Here is a 14,627-nt window from a genome sequence, read left to right as displayed (position 1 = left end):
AAACACAATTACATCTCTTCAGTTTTAAAAATGTAAAAACATGAAATTTAGCTTTCCTTCTTATTTTACAATTGCCTTTTTTCTATTAGTAACGACAAAATTATTCTCACAAGGCTCCTTAGACCTTAACAAAATGATTTACATGGATTCTACATATACAGAAACCACAGCAGAAAACTATAAATACATTAGGATTGTCGAGGGATATTATCAAAACAGAACATCTTATGTTTTTAAAGATTACTACAAGTCTAAGACTCTCAAAATGATTGGAACATCAAAAGATAGAGATTTTTTAAGAAGAGACGGACAATTTGTTTACTACCATGAAAACGGTAAAAAAAAGTCAGCAGTTAGTTATATCGATACAAAAAAGGACGGCAAAGAATTTAACTGGTACGACAATGGCTATTTAAAATCGGAGCTTGAATATTTTAAAGACAAAAACAGAGAGGTTATTTTTAAAGTTAATAATTATTGGAACAAGCAAAACGAGCAAAAAGTAATATCAGGAAATGGTGACTGTAAAGTAGAAGACGAAAACTATGAAGGAAGTGGTAAAATAAAGAATGGCTTTCCTGACGGTATCTGGAAAGGGAAAAACCTAAAAGCTAATTATACTTTTACCGAGAGCTATAAAAACGGCAAATTAATCTCTGGCATAAGCATCGATTCCTTAAACATTGAACACCCTTACAAAGTTGTATCTGAAAAACCAAGTCCTAAAAACGGAATAGAGACATTTTATAGATATATAGCACGAGAAATGTTTATTCCGATAGACGTTAGAAATAAAGTTTTTGGAAAAATACACATGACTTTTGTTGTGGATAAGGAAGGAAATCTAATTGAACCAAAAATAGTAAAAGGGATTGGTTACGGATTAGACGAGAGCGCAATTAGCGTAATTAAAGGGTGTAAAAAATGGAACCCAGGATTAGAAAGAGGCATTCCGACAAGGTTTATTTACTCATTACCCATAACAATTGCAAAAAAGACTCAATAAAATTTATTTTTAGAGAAAAAAATACTATTTTTGCACCCGTCTTACAAGAGATGTATGACATACATAAAAATCATTAAATAATATTGGAATGTATTTAACTAAAGAAATTAAAGAAGAGATTTTCGCAAAACACGGTGAAGCAACAAACACTGGAAAAGCAGAAGCTCAAATTGCATTGTTCACTTACAGAATTTCACACTTAACTGAGCACTTGAAAAAAAATCGTCACGATTATAACACAGAACGTTCATTAGTACTACTAGTAGGAAAAAGAAGATCATTGTTAGATTACTTGAAGAAAAAAGAAATCAACAGATATCGTGAGATTATCAAAGTATTGAATATCAGAAAATAATCAATATAAAAAAGAGGTGCGAGAGTGCCTCTTTTTGTTTTTTAAACAAACAAAGAAAAAAGTTTGGTTTTTCATTGGGTTTTAGGCATTAACTACGCACAACAACAACTACAACACAACTAAAACCCATTGTATAATCAATAAGGAAAAAATTTATGATTCCACAATTATTTGTAGAAAAAATCGATTTAGGTGATGGCAGAAGCATCACAATCGAGACAGGACGTTTAGCTAAACAAGCTGATGGTTCTGTAGTAGTAAGAATGGGCGACACGATGATACTTGCAACAGCAGTTTCAGCTCGTACCGCTAACCCAAATGTTGATTTCTTACCATTAACGGTAGATTATCGCGAAAAATTTGCGGCAGCTGGTCGTTTTCCAGGAGGTTTCTTCAAGAGAGAAGCTCGTCCTAGCGATAGCGAAGTATTAACAATGAGATTAGTAGACCGTGTTTTACGTCCGCTTTTCCCAGATGATTACCATGCTGAAACGCAAGTTATGATTCAATTAATGTCTCATGACGAAGAAGTAATGCCTGATGCATTAGCTGGTTTAGCTGCATCTGCAGCATTAGCAGTTTCAGACATTCCTTTTTACAACTTAATTTCTGAAGTACGTGTAGCACGTATCGATGGAAAATTTGTAATCAACCCAAGTAGAGAAGACTTAGCAAAATCTGACATCGACATGATGATTGGAGCTTCTATGGATTCAGTTGCAATGGTTGAAGGAGAAATGAAAGAAATTTCAGAAGCTGAAATGGTAGAAGCTATCAAATTTGCTCACGAAGCTATTAAAGTTCAAATTCAGGCTCAATTGCGTTTGCAAGCTGCTTTTGGTAAAAAAGAAATTCGTACTTACGAAGGTGAGAAAGAAAACGAAGAAATTTACAAAAAAGTAAAAGCTGCTGCTTACGATAAAATATATGCTATTGCAAAAGTTGGTTCAGCTAAACACGAAAGAACTGCTGCATTTGCCGAAGTAAAAGAAGAAGTAAAAGCTTTATTTACTGAAGAAGAATTAGCTGCTGATGGAGATTTAGTTTCTAAATATTTCTACAAAACAAACAAAGAAGCTGTTCGTAATGTAGTATTAGAATTAGGTGTTCGTTTAGATGGTAGAAAAACAACAGACATCAGACCAATCTGGTGCGAAACTGATTATTTACCAAGAGTTCACGGTTCTTCTTTATTTACACGTGGAGAAACTCAAGCATTGGCTACAGTAACTTTAGGAACATCTAGAGAAGCTAACCAAATTGATTCTCCATCTGAACAAGGTGAAGAGAAATTCTACTTACACTATAACTTCCCTCCTTTCTCTACTGGTGAAGCAAAACCTCTAAGAGGAACTTCAAGAAGAGAAGTTGGTCACGGTAACTTAGCTCAAAGAGCGTTAAAAAACATGATTCCTGCTGATTGTCCTTACACTATCCGTATTGTATCTGAGGTTTTAGAATCTAACGGTTCTTCTTCTATGGCTACAGTTTGTGCTGGTACAATGGCTTTGATGGATGCTGGAGTTCAAATGGTAAAACCAGTTTCTGGAATTGCTATGGGATTAATTACTGACGGTGAAAAGTTTGCTGTATTATCTGATATTTTAGGTGATGAAGATCACTTAGGAGATATGGACTTTAAAGTAACTGGAACTGCTGACGGTATCACAGCTTGCCAAATGGATATCAAAATTGATGGTTTACGTTACGACATCATGGAGCAAGCTTTAGGGCAAGCACGTGAAGGACGTTTACACATTTTAGGAAAATTAACTGAGACTATTGCTGCTCCTAGAGCAGACGTTAAAGCACACTCTCCAAAAATCATCACTAGAACTATCCCTGGAAACTTTATTGGAGCATTAATTGGACCTGGAGGAAAAGTAATTCAAGAATTACAAAAAGCTACTGGAACAACTATTGTAATCAATGAAGTTGATGAACAAGGTGTTATCGAAATATTAGGTACAGATCCTGCAGGAATTGAAGCTGTTTTAGCTAAAATTCAATCTATTACTTTCAAACCTCAAATGGGCGAAGCTTATGAAGTTAAAGTAATTAAATTGCTTGATTTTGGAGCTGTAGTAGAATATACTGCTGCACCAGGAAATGAAGTTTTACTTCACGTATCTGAGCTAGCTTGGGAACGTACTGAAAACGTTACTGACGTAGTAAACATGGGAGATATTTTTCAAGTTAAATATCTTGGACTTGATCCTAAAACTAGAAAAGAAAAAGTGTCAAGAAAAGCACTTCTTCCAAGACCTCCACGTGAGGAGAAAAAGAGTAATCAGATCTTAGTTTACTAAAGGTTTATTTATAGAAAAAACCCCAATTCATTTATTTGAATTGGGGTTTTTCGTTTTTAGCTATTGTCGATAAACAATTCCGAACATCAAACTCTGCGATCCAAAATCCTTCTCAATCTTATCATTAAATAATCCATAAGGAGACCATTGATAATGACATTGTAAGCCAACATTTTTATAATTGAGCTTAATTCCTTGTGATAGATAAAATGTAGTCAAAACTTCTTTTGTATGCTCTCCGCCTTCAAAATCTAATTCGTATGGAGCTTTATAAAAATTTAAAGCCAAACCTATTCCAGAATTCCATTCTAAATTAAAATCTTTTTTTCGCAAAGATAAAGGAACAACTTTTGCAAAACGAGTTCCGATATTTATTGCAAAATGACTTGATTTATATTGAACTATAGTATCTCTATATTCAAAATTAGGCTCTACGGTTTTTTTAGGTATAAAAAAATTAAAACCAAAATCTATAAAATCTTCCCGATTCAATTTACTTCTAAACCAAAAACCAAATGATGGCGATAAATCAAACTTACTCGAAAGTTTCTCGATTGGCTGAACAAAACCAGCTTCAATATAAATTCTTTCATAATCATCAGACGTATCTTGAGATTCATTTTGAGAGAATGCAAATTCCGAAAACAAAAGAATTAATAGATATAAAAAACTTCTCATAATCACCAATTTAAAAAAGGCATTGACCTTTTATTATTTACATTCCAAAGTCCTAACTGAAAACCTGTAGAATTTGATTTATTAAAAATACCAATCTGCAATCCTTTATTAATTTGTGCTTGATTAAAAACTCCCAAATGCAATCCCTTCAACTCATAAGATTGATTATAAACTCCAATTGTAGAACCAATTAAATCATTATTAGCATTGTAAACACCTATTGAAAATCCATTTTGATGACCTGCAATTGTTCCCAAAACAGTTACTGAAAGGCCATTAAAATCGTTGAACTTGTTTCCAGCCGAAATATTTAAGCCATTCATACTTGTTGTGGTAAAAAAGCACCCAGAACTAAGATTTAAACCATTCAATTTTAAATCAGGAGTATAATTTACATTCCTAATTTTATAATCTTCATCAGAATTTTTTATAACTTTTATTTTATTGTTCTTTATTACATCATCAATATGCATTAACAACATAAAAGCATATAATGCTCCAGCGACAGGTGCTGGATTTACTTCTATATTTATACCATTAATTGTTTGACGCTCTATATTTTTATTATTGATATGTCCAAGACCAAACACAAGCCCATTTACTTGGTCAACTTTTTTAGAAATTGGCGAGAGACTAAAAATCTGCGAATGTGTTTTTACAGAATCAACTGTATGAATCTGGATTACGTCCTGAGCATGAATAAATCCAAATGTTAAAAACAGGAATACTAAAATTGACGTTTTCATAAATCATTATTTTAAAATTACAAGACAAACCTATTGCAATTATCACACATATATTTGCTTAAATGAATAAAACTATTTCTTATATTTGCGATTATCGCAAATTATGAAATATCAAGAATCATTTTTAAAAGCCATTCGAAGTAAAGTTTCAAAATCAATTTCTTTAATAGATGAAGTAGCTTCTGTATTAGAAATTAGCTACGATGCATCACATCGGAGAATATCTGAAAAAAGTAAATTTTCTATAGATGAAACTATCAAACTCGCAGATCATTTTAATATTTCATTAGATAATTTATTCTCAAAAAAGAAAAAGTTATTGTCGAGAAAACAATTGAAATAGAGACATTAAAAGATATGCTTCAATATTTTAAAACTTCTTCAGAACAAATTGAGCTTTTAACTAAAAATCCAAAAACGACCCTTTTTTATTCTGCCAAAGATATTCCGTTATTCTATTTTATGGATGGAACTATTTTATCAAAATTCAAAGCTTTTGTATGGCTTAATCTTTTAAATACGGACCAAAAAAAAGTTGCTTTTGAAAATTTTGTAATCGAAGAATCCTTTACAGAATACATGCAAAAATTGAAAAATGTTTATGATAATGCTATTGTAAATGAGGTATGGAATGACACTACAATAAACAGTAGCTTACAACAGATTTTATATTTTTACGAGGCTGGTTTACTTAACCTAAAAAATGCAAATGCACTTTGTAAAGACTTAAAAAGGATCATCAATTCCATCCAAGAAAAAGGCAATAGACCAAATTCTAATTTCACCATATACTACAATGAGTTAATATTGTTAAACAATAATATGCTCATAGAAACAGAAGAAAAACTAACGATGTTTGTTCCTTATACGTTACTCGGTTATTTTATTACTGACAATACAGACAGTTGTAAAAATGTACATCAATTCTTCAAGCAACAAATAATCAACTCAAAGGCTTTGGGTGCCTCCGGAATCAAAGAGCAAAATTTATTTTATAATCGAGCCATTCGAAAAATAGATTATTATATCGAAAAAATCAACTCTCAAGTCGATTTACTATTTTAAAAGAGTAATCAGATTTTAGCTTACTAAAGGTTTATTTATAGAAAAAGCCCCAATTCAAATAAATGAATTGGGGCTTTTTCGTTTTTATGCTACTATAATATATTTCACAATAAATATTTTTTTTAACATATTTTTTTTTAATATTTGCTAAAACATCAACAAAAAAACGCTAAAACAAACAATCCTTTGAAAAATTATCATAAAAAAAATCATTCTTTATTTTATTTGGATTAATACTAAACATTCATATAATTAGAAGCCAAGTCAACGACGTCAATACATACAACTGGTTTGACAATACAATTGGCAAAGAAAATTTAGACATAATCAATGGTGTCCCTCACACAAATCCTTACAAAACAGCTAAAGAGTCCATCAATTTATATTACATAAACGCGTACGAATTAGGTAACCTTACTTATGACGGACAAATTTATTACAATGTAAATTTAAAATACGACATATTTAGAGACATTCTAATACTAAGTCCTTCCGACCAAGCTCAAAATATAGGAATTAACATTATCAAAAACAAAGTCAAATCATTCTCAATAAAAGATATAAACTTTGTTAATATCAACAATCAAAACAATAAAGATTTAAAATTATCAAACGGGTATTATGAGGAGAATAAACATTATCCTTATTTTACATTTTACATTAAGCATTATAAAGACCAACAAAAGATTACCAATGACGAAGGGATATTTTATTTATACAAAGAAAGTCCTTCTTATTTCATCGACCTCAAGAACACAGTATACCATATAAAATCCAAAAATGACTTAATCAAACTATTTCCTGAACAAAAGAAACAGATTAGCGAATTTTATTTAATGAACAGAGAACTTAAAAAAACAAACTCAAATCTATTCATGAGAAACTTGATGAAATACATTAGCAACTCTCTTACAATTCAAACTATATAAGACAAATGAAAAGAATTATACTCGCCTTATTTATTTTATTTTCATTTCAATTATCTATAGCACAAAATTCTAATGAAAAACTATCTATTAATTTCAATGACGAAACTTTAGAAAATGCTTTAAAATCTATAGAATCATCTACCCCTTACAAATTTTATTTTGATCCAACTTGGATTAGATCTAATAATAAGCTTATAACCGGAACGTATACCGATATAAAAATCGATGATTTATTAGAGAAACTATTAAATAAAACTGAGTTAAATTTTATTGTTATAAAAAACAAAGTGATACTAACACTTAACAATACTATTCACGATGATTTACCAGCTAATTATTTTGCAGATACTCCAGTAACTAACGACAGGAACAATGGTGAAAACAACTCCAATAATCCCGTATTTTATCAACAATATGACACCTTAAATAATTATAGTGTTACAAAAAAAGCATCAATCGTTTTTATAGGAAAGGAAAACAAAGAGGTAACGAAAAAAAACTTTGTTGTATCAGGTACTATAAAGAATGAAGAGACTGGTAAACCTGAAGCAAATATTTTTATCAAAGTAAAAAATAAAAACATTAGTACCTCAAGCAATCCAGACGGATACTATAGCTTACAACTTCCAAGAGGGATAAATATTATTGAAATAAAATCATTAAGCCACAAAGAAATTGTAAAAACTTTAATGGTTTATGAGGATGGTGTATTTGATGTTAATATCAATGAAAAATCAAACCAACTAGATGAAATCGTAATTAAGAAGAAAGGTAAAAAGACAATTGAAACAACTGTTTCTGGTTTAGTTTCTATTGACATTGAAGGAATAAAAAATGTTCCTTTAATTCTTGGAGAACGAGACATCTTAAAAGTTGCAACTACATTTCCGGGCGTTAAAACTACAGGAGAAGGATCTGCAGGGTTTAACGTTAGAGGAGGAAAAGATGACCAAAATTTAATTCTTTTAGACAATGCTGTCTTATATAATCCACAACACTTTTTAGGCTTTTTCTCAGCGATAAATCCTTACACAGCAAAAAAAGCAGATATTTACAAAGGAAGTATTCCTGCTGATTTTGGAGGCCGTTTGTCATCTGTATTTGACATTACAACAAAGAATGGTAATCTAGAGAAATTTTCTGGAGAAGGAGCTGTAGGCCCTATCACATCAAATCTTACCATTAGCACTCCAATTAAAAAAAATAAATCCAGTATCATTTTTGGAGTTCGTGCAACATATTCTGATTGGATTTTGAAGTCTTTAGATGATGAAAATCTAAAAAACAGCCAAGCAGGTTTTTACGATGGTATTCTAAAATACAATAACAACATAAACAAAAACAACTCGATTGAAGCTACTTTGTACTATAGTCATGACCGTTTTAGCTTAAGCTCTGACTCTATTTACAAATACAGTAACAGACTCGCTTCGGTAAAATGGGATCATACTTTCAACGAAAAAAGTAAAGGAGCATTAATATTTACCAATAGCGAATACAAATTTAATATTGACTATAACACAGAAAACATCAATTCATTTGATTTTGGCTACAAAGTAAATGAATCTCAGTTACAGTTAAAAATGAACTATCAACTTAATAAAAAGCACAATTTATCATATGGTGTTGCTAGTAAACTGTACAATATTTCACCCGGATATCAACATCCTACAAATCCAGAAGCAACTCTAGTACCTATAGAAATTGCAAAAGAAAGAGCGCTAGAGTCAGCAATTTATTTAGCAGACAGCTATAAATTAAGCGACAAACTATTGATTGATTTAGGATTGCGATACTCGTTTTATGCTTCACTAGGCCCCTCAGATGTAAACAAATATCAGCCTGGATTACCTTTAAGCGATGAAACACTTATTGGGACAGAAAAATATTCGAATAACGAAGTTATAAAAACTTACGGAGGCCTAGAACCTCGTTTAGCAGCACGTTATTTTATTACTGAAGATTTATCAGTAAAGGCTGGATACGATTTTACTAGGCAATATATTCATCTTTTATCTAGTAATGTAACACAATCACCAACTGATACTTGGAAATTATCCGACTCAAATGTAGCACCTCAAAGCGCACAGCAAGTTTCTTTAGGTCTTTTCAAAACTTTAAAAGATGAAGAATATGAAATAAGCCTTGAAGGGTATTATAAAACATCTAAAAACATTCTTGATTATAAGGTTGGAGCACAGCTTTTATTAAATCAAAAAGTTGAAACTGAATTATTGCAAGGAGAAGGAAAAGCCTATGGAATAGAGTTATTACTAAAGAAAACGACAGGAAGATTAAACGGATGGGTTGGCTATACTTATTCTAAATCGCTTATTAAACTTGATAGCAAATTTAGTTCTGAAACGGTAAACAACGGAAACTTTTTCCCTTCAAATTTTGACAAACCACATGATTTAAGCGCAATCTTAAATTACAAATTCACAAAACGTTATAGCTTATCAACCAATTTCTTATACCAAACTGGAAGACCAATTACTTATCCAATTGGAACTTTTAACTATGGAAATGCTGAATACACACTTTATAGCGACAGAAATGCATATAGAATACCAGATTATATCCGTTTAGATATCGGAATCAACATTGAAGGAAACCATAAAATAAAAAAACTAGCTCATAGCTTCTGGAATATTTCTATTTATAACGTTTTAGGCAGAAACAATCCTTATTCTATTTATTTTGTTACTGATAAAAATGGATCAGTAAAAGGGTATAAATCATCGATTTTTTCAATACCTGTTCCTAGCATCACTTATAATTTTAAATTTTAAATATCAATCTAAATGGATTCAAAAGTCATGAAAACCATCTATCAAAATAAAATATGCTTTATTCTACTACTAAGCTTAATTATAAGTAGTTGCACAGAGTCGTTTAACCTTCAAAGCGATACTTACGAAGAAGCTTTAGTAGTTGAAGCAACTATTACAAATGAATTAAAAAAACAAGAAATAAAACTCACAAAGACTTCACGATTAGAAGAAGATGGATTAAAGATTGAAACTGGTGCAAATGTCACTGTATTTGACAATAAAGGAAATACATTTCAATTCAAGGAAGAATCAGGAAAATACATTTCTGAAACTGAATTTAAAGCTGATCCAAAAACAGAATACACACTTGAGATTACCACCTCTAACGGGAAGAAATATAAATCTTCAAATGAAGTTTTAACTACCGAGAATGAAATTGAAAACATAATACCTACTGTTGTAACCGACAGCAAAGAAGGTAGAGGAGTTCAAATAAAAGTACACAGCTACGACCCTGCTAATACCTCAAAATATTACAGATACGAATACGAAGAAACATACAAGATTATTGCTCCACGTTGGACGGGCAGTAAGCTTATACTTACAGGTCCTGAATCTATAGATGTCGTCAAAAATTCAACAGACACTAGAATATGTTATAGTACAAAAACATCTAATGACATTATTTTAACATCGACTGCAAATTTACAAGAAGACCGTGTGAATTATCAAATTCGCTTTATTAGTGATCAAAACTATATTATTAGCCATCGTTACAGTATACTTGTAAGACAGTATGTTCAAAACTTACAATCTTATACATTTCGAAAAACAATGAAAGACATATCAAGTTCTTCTAGTATTTTGTCCCCAAAACAACCTGGTTTTATTAATGGAAATATCAAATGTACATCTAATATCGATGAAAAAGCAATCGGCTTTTTTGAAGTGTCATCTGTTTCTTCAAAAAGGATATTTTTTAATTATTCTGATTTATTCCCTGGTGAACTATTACCCCCTTATATCACAGATTGCGATATCGAGGAATATAAATTTTGTTTTGGTATAAGCGCCCCTATCCCTTGTCGAGGCGATGTTTTAATAGATCGTATTAGTGCAAACAAAATATCTTATTTATACAACACAGACAGGATTCTTTATTATGCCACAAACATAGAATGTGGAGACTGCACATCATTTTCATCTAACGTAATACCTTCGTTTTGGACAAATTAAAAAAAATCATTTTATTATTAGTATTTATTAAAATACAAATAATAACAGCACAAGCGCCACAAATCATCAATTTAGATGAAACCATTTTTATTCACACAAATGGTTCATCGTTTGTGTCTGGAGAAACCTTACAGTATAAAATTTACTGCCTAAAATCGACTGACAAGATTCCTAGCAACATAAGCAAAATTGCTTATGTTGAGTTAGTAGATAATGATAAGAAATCCGTTTTTAAAACAAAAATTGCATTAGAAAATGCAACTGGACAAGGGGATTATTTTATCCCTACCACTTTAAAAACTGGAAATTACAAACTAATTGGCTACACAAATTGGATGTTAAACAAACCTATTTCAGAGCTATTCCAATTAGACATTAACATTGTTAATCCGTACAAAGTTGTAGATAAGAAAACAACTGAGAATAGCCTAATAGCTTCATCAAAAAATAATACTGAAGATTCATCGACTAGTATTACAAATGAAAACATTGCCTTTAAATTCAATAAAAAAACGTTTACAAATCGTGAATTAGTAGATTTGAAAATCGAATCTGAAAATACCATTCTCAAAGATGGTGAGTACTCTTTATCAGTTCGAAAACTTGACAATATACCAGCAAACGATCAAATTTCTGCTGTAGATTTTTCTTCTAAACAATCATACCCACTAGTTTTTGATTTACAAAATCAAGATAAAAAAATAATCCTACCTGAAATTAGAGGAGAAATCATTTCTGGAAAAATTTTAGCAAAAAACAGCACTGACAACACCAATAACATAGCAGTTGGATTATCAATACCTGGAAAATCTTTTGCATTTAAAATTGTAAAAACAGATTCTAATGGTAATTTTATTTTCTATGTAAACAAAACGTATTATACACCAGACGTTATTATTCAGATCATTGATGATAAAGCTAGTAATTACGATCTAAAAATAAACAATGCTCCAGAAATAGATTATTCAAATTTATCTTTTAATCCAAATGCTACTTTATCATATTCCATAAAAGAAAGTCTTTTGGACAGATCTATTTCTGCCCAGATTGAAAATGCATATTATCATAAAAAGTTAGACAACATAATAAAAACGCCAACATTAGAACCTTTTTATTTCCCTCTTGCAAAAGAATATGTATTAGATGATTTTACTAGATTCAGAACACTAAAAGAAACAATGACTGAAATTGCTACAGAAATATATCATAAACAAAAAGGAGACAAAACCTATCTATATGTTTCTGATCCACTTTATTTCCCACAGTTACCTGAATCTGCTTTAGTTCTAGTTGATGGTTTATACTTAGAGAATCAAAATGAACTGATGACATACAACATGAAAAATATTTATAAAATTGATGTCGTTATTGGAAGATATTATATGGGCCCAAAATCTTTTAATGGATTAATTAATTTTACAACATTCGATAAAGATTTCAAAAGCAACCAAACAGGAAGTTATATTGTAAAAGCCTCAGTTTTGAGACCACAGCCCAAAAAAACATACAACAACATAACTTATGCTGATTCAGCAGATAACGAACGTATCCCAGACTTCAGAAATCAATTGTTTTGGAATCCTGATGTGAAACTAAATACTGATAGTAATAATTCATTTTATACATCTGACATTTCTGGAACGTTTGAAGTAAGACTTGAAGGTTTTACCAAAACTGGAACTCCAATTTCATTAAAAGAAATCATTGAAGTAAAAAATTCTTTATAACCGTATTTAGTATTCTAATTTAAATACGATAGAAAAAGAGATTCTTATCAGATTTAAGTGTCTAGTAAACCCCAATTCATTTATTTGAATTGGGGTTTTTCGTGTAAAAAAAGCAAATTATACTTAAATAAGGGACTCGTTTTTAGATAAATAAAACTAAAACTGCTGGTACAAAACTAATAATAAGCATAATATCCTCATACCCTTTTACATAATTGGCTCTTTTATCAAAAACATAATTATATATGTAATTACTAAGCTTTCCGAATGATTTAAGCTGCTATCTTATGGTTTCCTAAAAAACCTTGTTACTTCATTGTCACAATCATTTTTCACTCACTTGATTTTTAACCATTTAAAACCTCAGATTACACGATCCATTAGGAACACCCTCCTTTTATTAGTATATTTGGGTTATAGCCATCAATAGAATATAATTCTATAACAGCTGTTTTTAAAAAACTTTGGTCTCATTTTCTCAGAATAAATTCTAATTCTGCATAAATTGTTTTTTGTTAATTTAGAGTAATCCCCCTTACTTATTAAAACAAAAAACTACAGACACAAGTCTTTTATCCCATTATTTAACGATTACAATTATATTCAATTACAGCGGTTTTCATTGCGGTAACAACTTTTTTGCAATCTAAATTATTGTAATTTTTTTACAACTCCATATGCATAGCATTATGTACACTTTTAAAAATTGAGAAGAGAAAATATGAGACAACTTAAAATTACCAAGCAAGTAACCAATCGAGAGACTGCTTCATTAGACAAATATTTACAGGAAATTGGAAAAGTTAACCTAATTACCGCTGAAGAAGAAGTAGAATTAGCACAGAGGATTAAAACCGGTGATCATCATGCATTAGAAAAATTAACAAAAGCCAACTTGCGTTTTGTCGTTTCGGTAGCAAAACAATATCAAAATCAAGGCTTAACACTTCCTGATTTAATAAACGAAGGAAATTTAGGTTTAATCAAAGCAGGACAGCGTTTTGATGAAACACGCGGTTTCAAATTTATATCCTACGCAGTTTGGTGGATTCGACAAGCAATTCTTCAAGCATTAGCGGAACAATCTCGTATTGTTCGCTTGCCACTTAATAAAATTGGTTCTATCAATAAAATCAACAAAATGTATGCAATATTAGAACAAACTAATGAGCGTGCGCCGTCTGTCGAAGAAATAGCAAAAGAACTAGATATGACAATACATGACGTAAAGGACTCTATGAAAAACTCGGGCCGTCACTTGTCAATGGACGCTCCTCTTGTTGATGGAGAAGATTCCAATCTTTACGACGTATTACGTTCTGATGAATCTCCAAATCCAGATAAAAAATTAATCCACGAATCATTGAGCACCGAAATAGAACGCTCATTAGACACTCTAACTCCAAGAGAGGCAGATGTTGTTCGTTTGTACTTTGGTCTTGGAAATCAAAACCCAATGACATTAGAAGAAATTGGAGGAACCTTTGATTTAACCCGTGAGCGTGTACGCCAAATTAGAGAAAAAGCAATCCGTAGATTAAAACATTCTTCAAGATGTAAAATTCTTAAAACTTATTTGGGGTAATACAATTTAGTTTAAAGTTTCATGTTGTTTGGAGTAACCTGAAAATTTAAACCTGAAACTTTTTTTAACTCAAACAACAGTTTGACTGACTATTCGTTTTTTGATTGATGATTGAAACTCCGGCTGATTACTGGAGTTTTATTCTTTTTTTTTAGAACTAATTTAACCCGTAGATTTATTATTCTAAAATATTTTTAATTTAATTGTAACTTTTTTG

At 30.8% G+C, this 14,627-nt stretch carries 11 protein-coding genes; 9 read left to right on the top strand and 2 right to left on the bottom strand.

What is annotated here, in order from left to right; genetic code table 11:
- Positions 1-40: 40 nt before the first annotated feature.
- The 3 genes from EAG11_RS00190 to EAG11_RS00180 all read left to right on the top strand — a co-directional run bounded on the left by EAG11_RS00190 (position 41) and on the right by EAG11_RS00180 (position 3,670).
- Positions 41-1,006 (top strand): energy transducer TonB, encoded by a 966-nt coding sequence (locus tag EAG11_RS00190; protein WP_129537342.1) that lies wholly within the window; start codon positions 41-43, stop codon positions 1,004-1,006.
- Positions 1,007-1,094: 88 nt separating this feature from the next.
- The gene (rpsO, locus tag EAG11_RS00185; RefSeq protein ID WP_129537341.1) at positions 1,095-1,361 is read left to right on the top strand and encodes a 30S ribosomal protein S15; all 267 of its coding nucleotides are present in this window, start codon (positions 1,095-1,097) and stop codon (positions 1,359-1,361) included.
- A gap of 155 nt (positions 1,362-1,516) precedes the next feature.
- Positions 1,517-3,670, top strand: coding sequence for a polyribonucleotide nucleotidyltransferase (locus EAG11_RS00180; RefSeq protein ID WP_129537340.1), 2,154 nt, complete (start codon positions 1,517-1,519; stop codon positions 3,668-3,670).
- Positions 3,671-3,730: 60 nt separating this feature from the next.
- On the opposite strand, the gene EAG11_RS00175 is transcribed toward EAG11_RS00180, so the two are convergent.
- The gene (locus EAG11_RS00175; protein WP_129537339.1) at positions 3,731-4,348 is read right to left on the bottom strand and encodes a hypothetical protein; all 618 of its coding nucleotides are present in this window, start codon (positions 4,346-4,348) and stop codon (positions 3,731-3,733) included.
- 2 nt (positions 4,349-4,350) lie between these two features.
- Entirely contained in the window at positions 4,351-5,094 is a 744-nt protein-coding gene (locus tag EAG11_RS00170) for an LA_2272 family surface repeat-containing protein (protein WP_129537338.1), read from the bottom strand.
- 103 nt (positions 5,095-5,197) lie between these two features.
- On the opposite strand from EAG11_RS00170, the gene EAG11_RS00165 reads away from it, so the two are divergent.
- The 6 genes from EAG11_RS00165 to EAG11_RS00135 all read left to right on the top strand — a co-directional run bounded on the left by EAG11_RS00165 (position 5,198) and on the right by EAG11_RS00135 (position 14,410).
- Entirely contained in the window at positions 5,198-5,437 is a 240-nt protein-coding gene (locus EAG11_RS00165; protein ID WP_129537337.1) for a hypothetical protein, read from the top strand.
- A 14-nt stretch (positions 5,438-5,451) separates the two neighbouring features.
- The gene (locus EAG11_RS00160) at positions 5,452-6,159 is read left to right on the top strand and encodes a hypothetical protein (RefSeq protein WP_129537336.1); all 708 of its coding nucleotides are present in this window, start codon (positions 5,452-5,454) and stop codon (positions 6,157-6,159) included.
- Between the two features lie 934 nt (positions 6,160-7,093).
- Positions 7,094-9,880 (top strand): TonB-dependent receptor, encoded by a 2,787-nt coding sequence (locus EAG11_RS00150; protein WP_129537335.1) that lies wholly within the window; start codon positions 7,094-7,096, stop codon positions 9,878-9,880.
- Positions 9,881-9,892: 12 nt separating this feature from the next.
- Positions 9,893-11,098 carry a DUF4249 domain-containing protein gene (locus tag EAG11_RS00145; RefSeq protein WP_129537334.1) on the top strand — a complete coding sequence of 402 codons (1,206 nt, stop codon included), beginning with the start codon at positions 9,893-9,895 and terminating at the stop codon, positions 11,096-11,098.
- Complete coding sequence (locus tag EAG11_RS00140; RefSeq protein WP_129537333.1) at positions 11,086-12,825, top strand: hypothetical protein; 1,740 nt, start codon at positions 11,086-11,088, stop codon at positions 12,823-12,825. The genes EAG11_RS00145 and EAG11_RS00140 overlap by 13 nt, the downstream gene beginning before the upstream one ends.
- 721 nt (positions 12,826-13,546) lie before the next feature.
- Entirely contained in the window at positions 13,547-14,410 is an 864-nt protein-coding gene (locus tag EAG11_RS00135) for an RNA polymerase sigma factor RpoD/SigA (protein ID WP_129537332.1), read from the top strand.
- Positions 14,411-14,627 lie beyond the last annotated feature (217 nt).

It is taken from the genome of Flavobacterium sp. 140616W15, assembly GCF_003668995.1.
Lineage (GTDB): Bacteria > Bacteroidota > Bacteroidia > Flavobacteriales > Flavobacteriaceae > Flavobacterium.
This window is presented reverse-complemented; position numbering and strand designations above follow the sequence as displayed.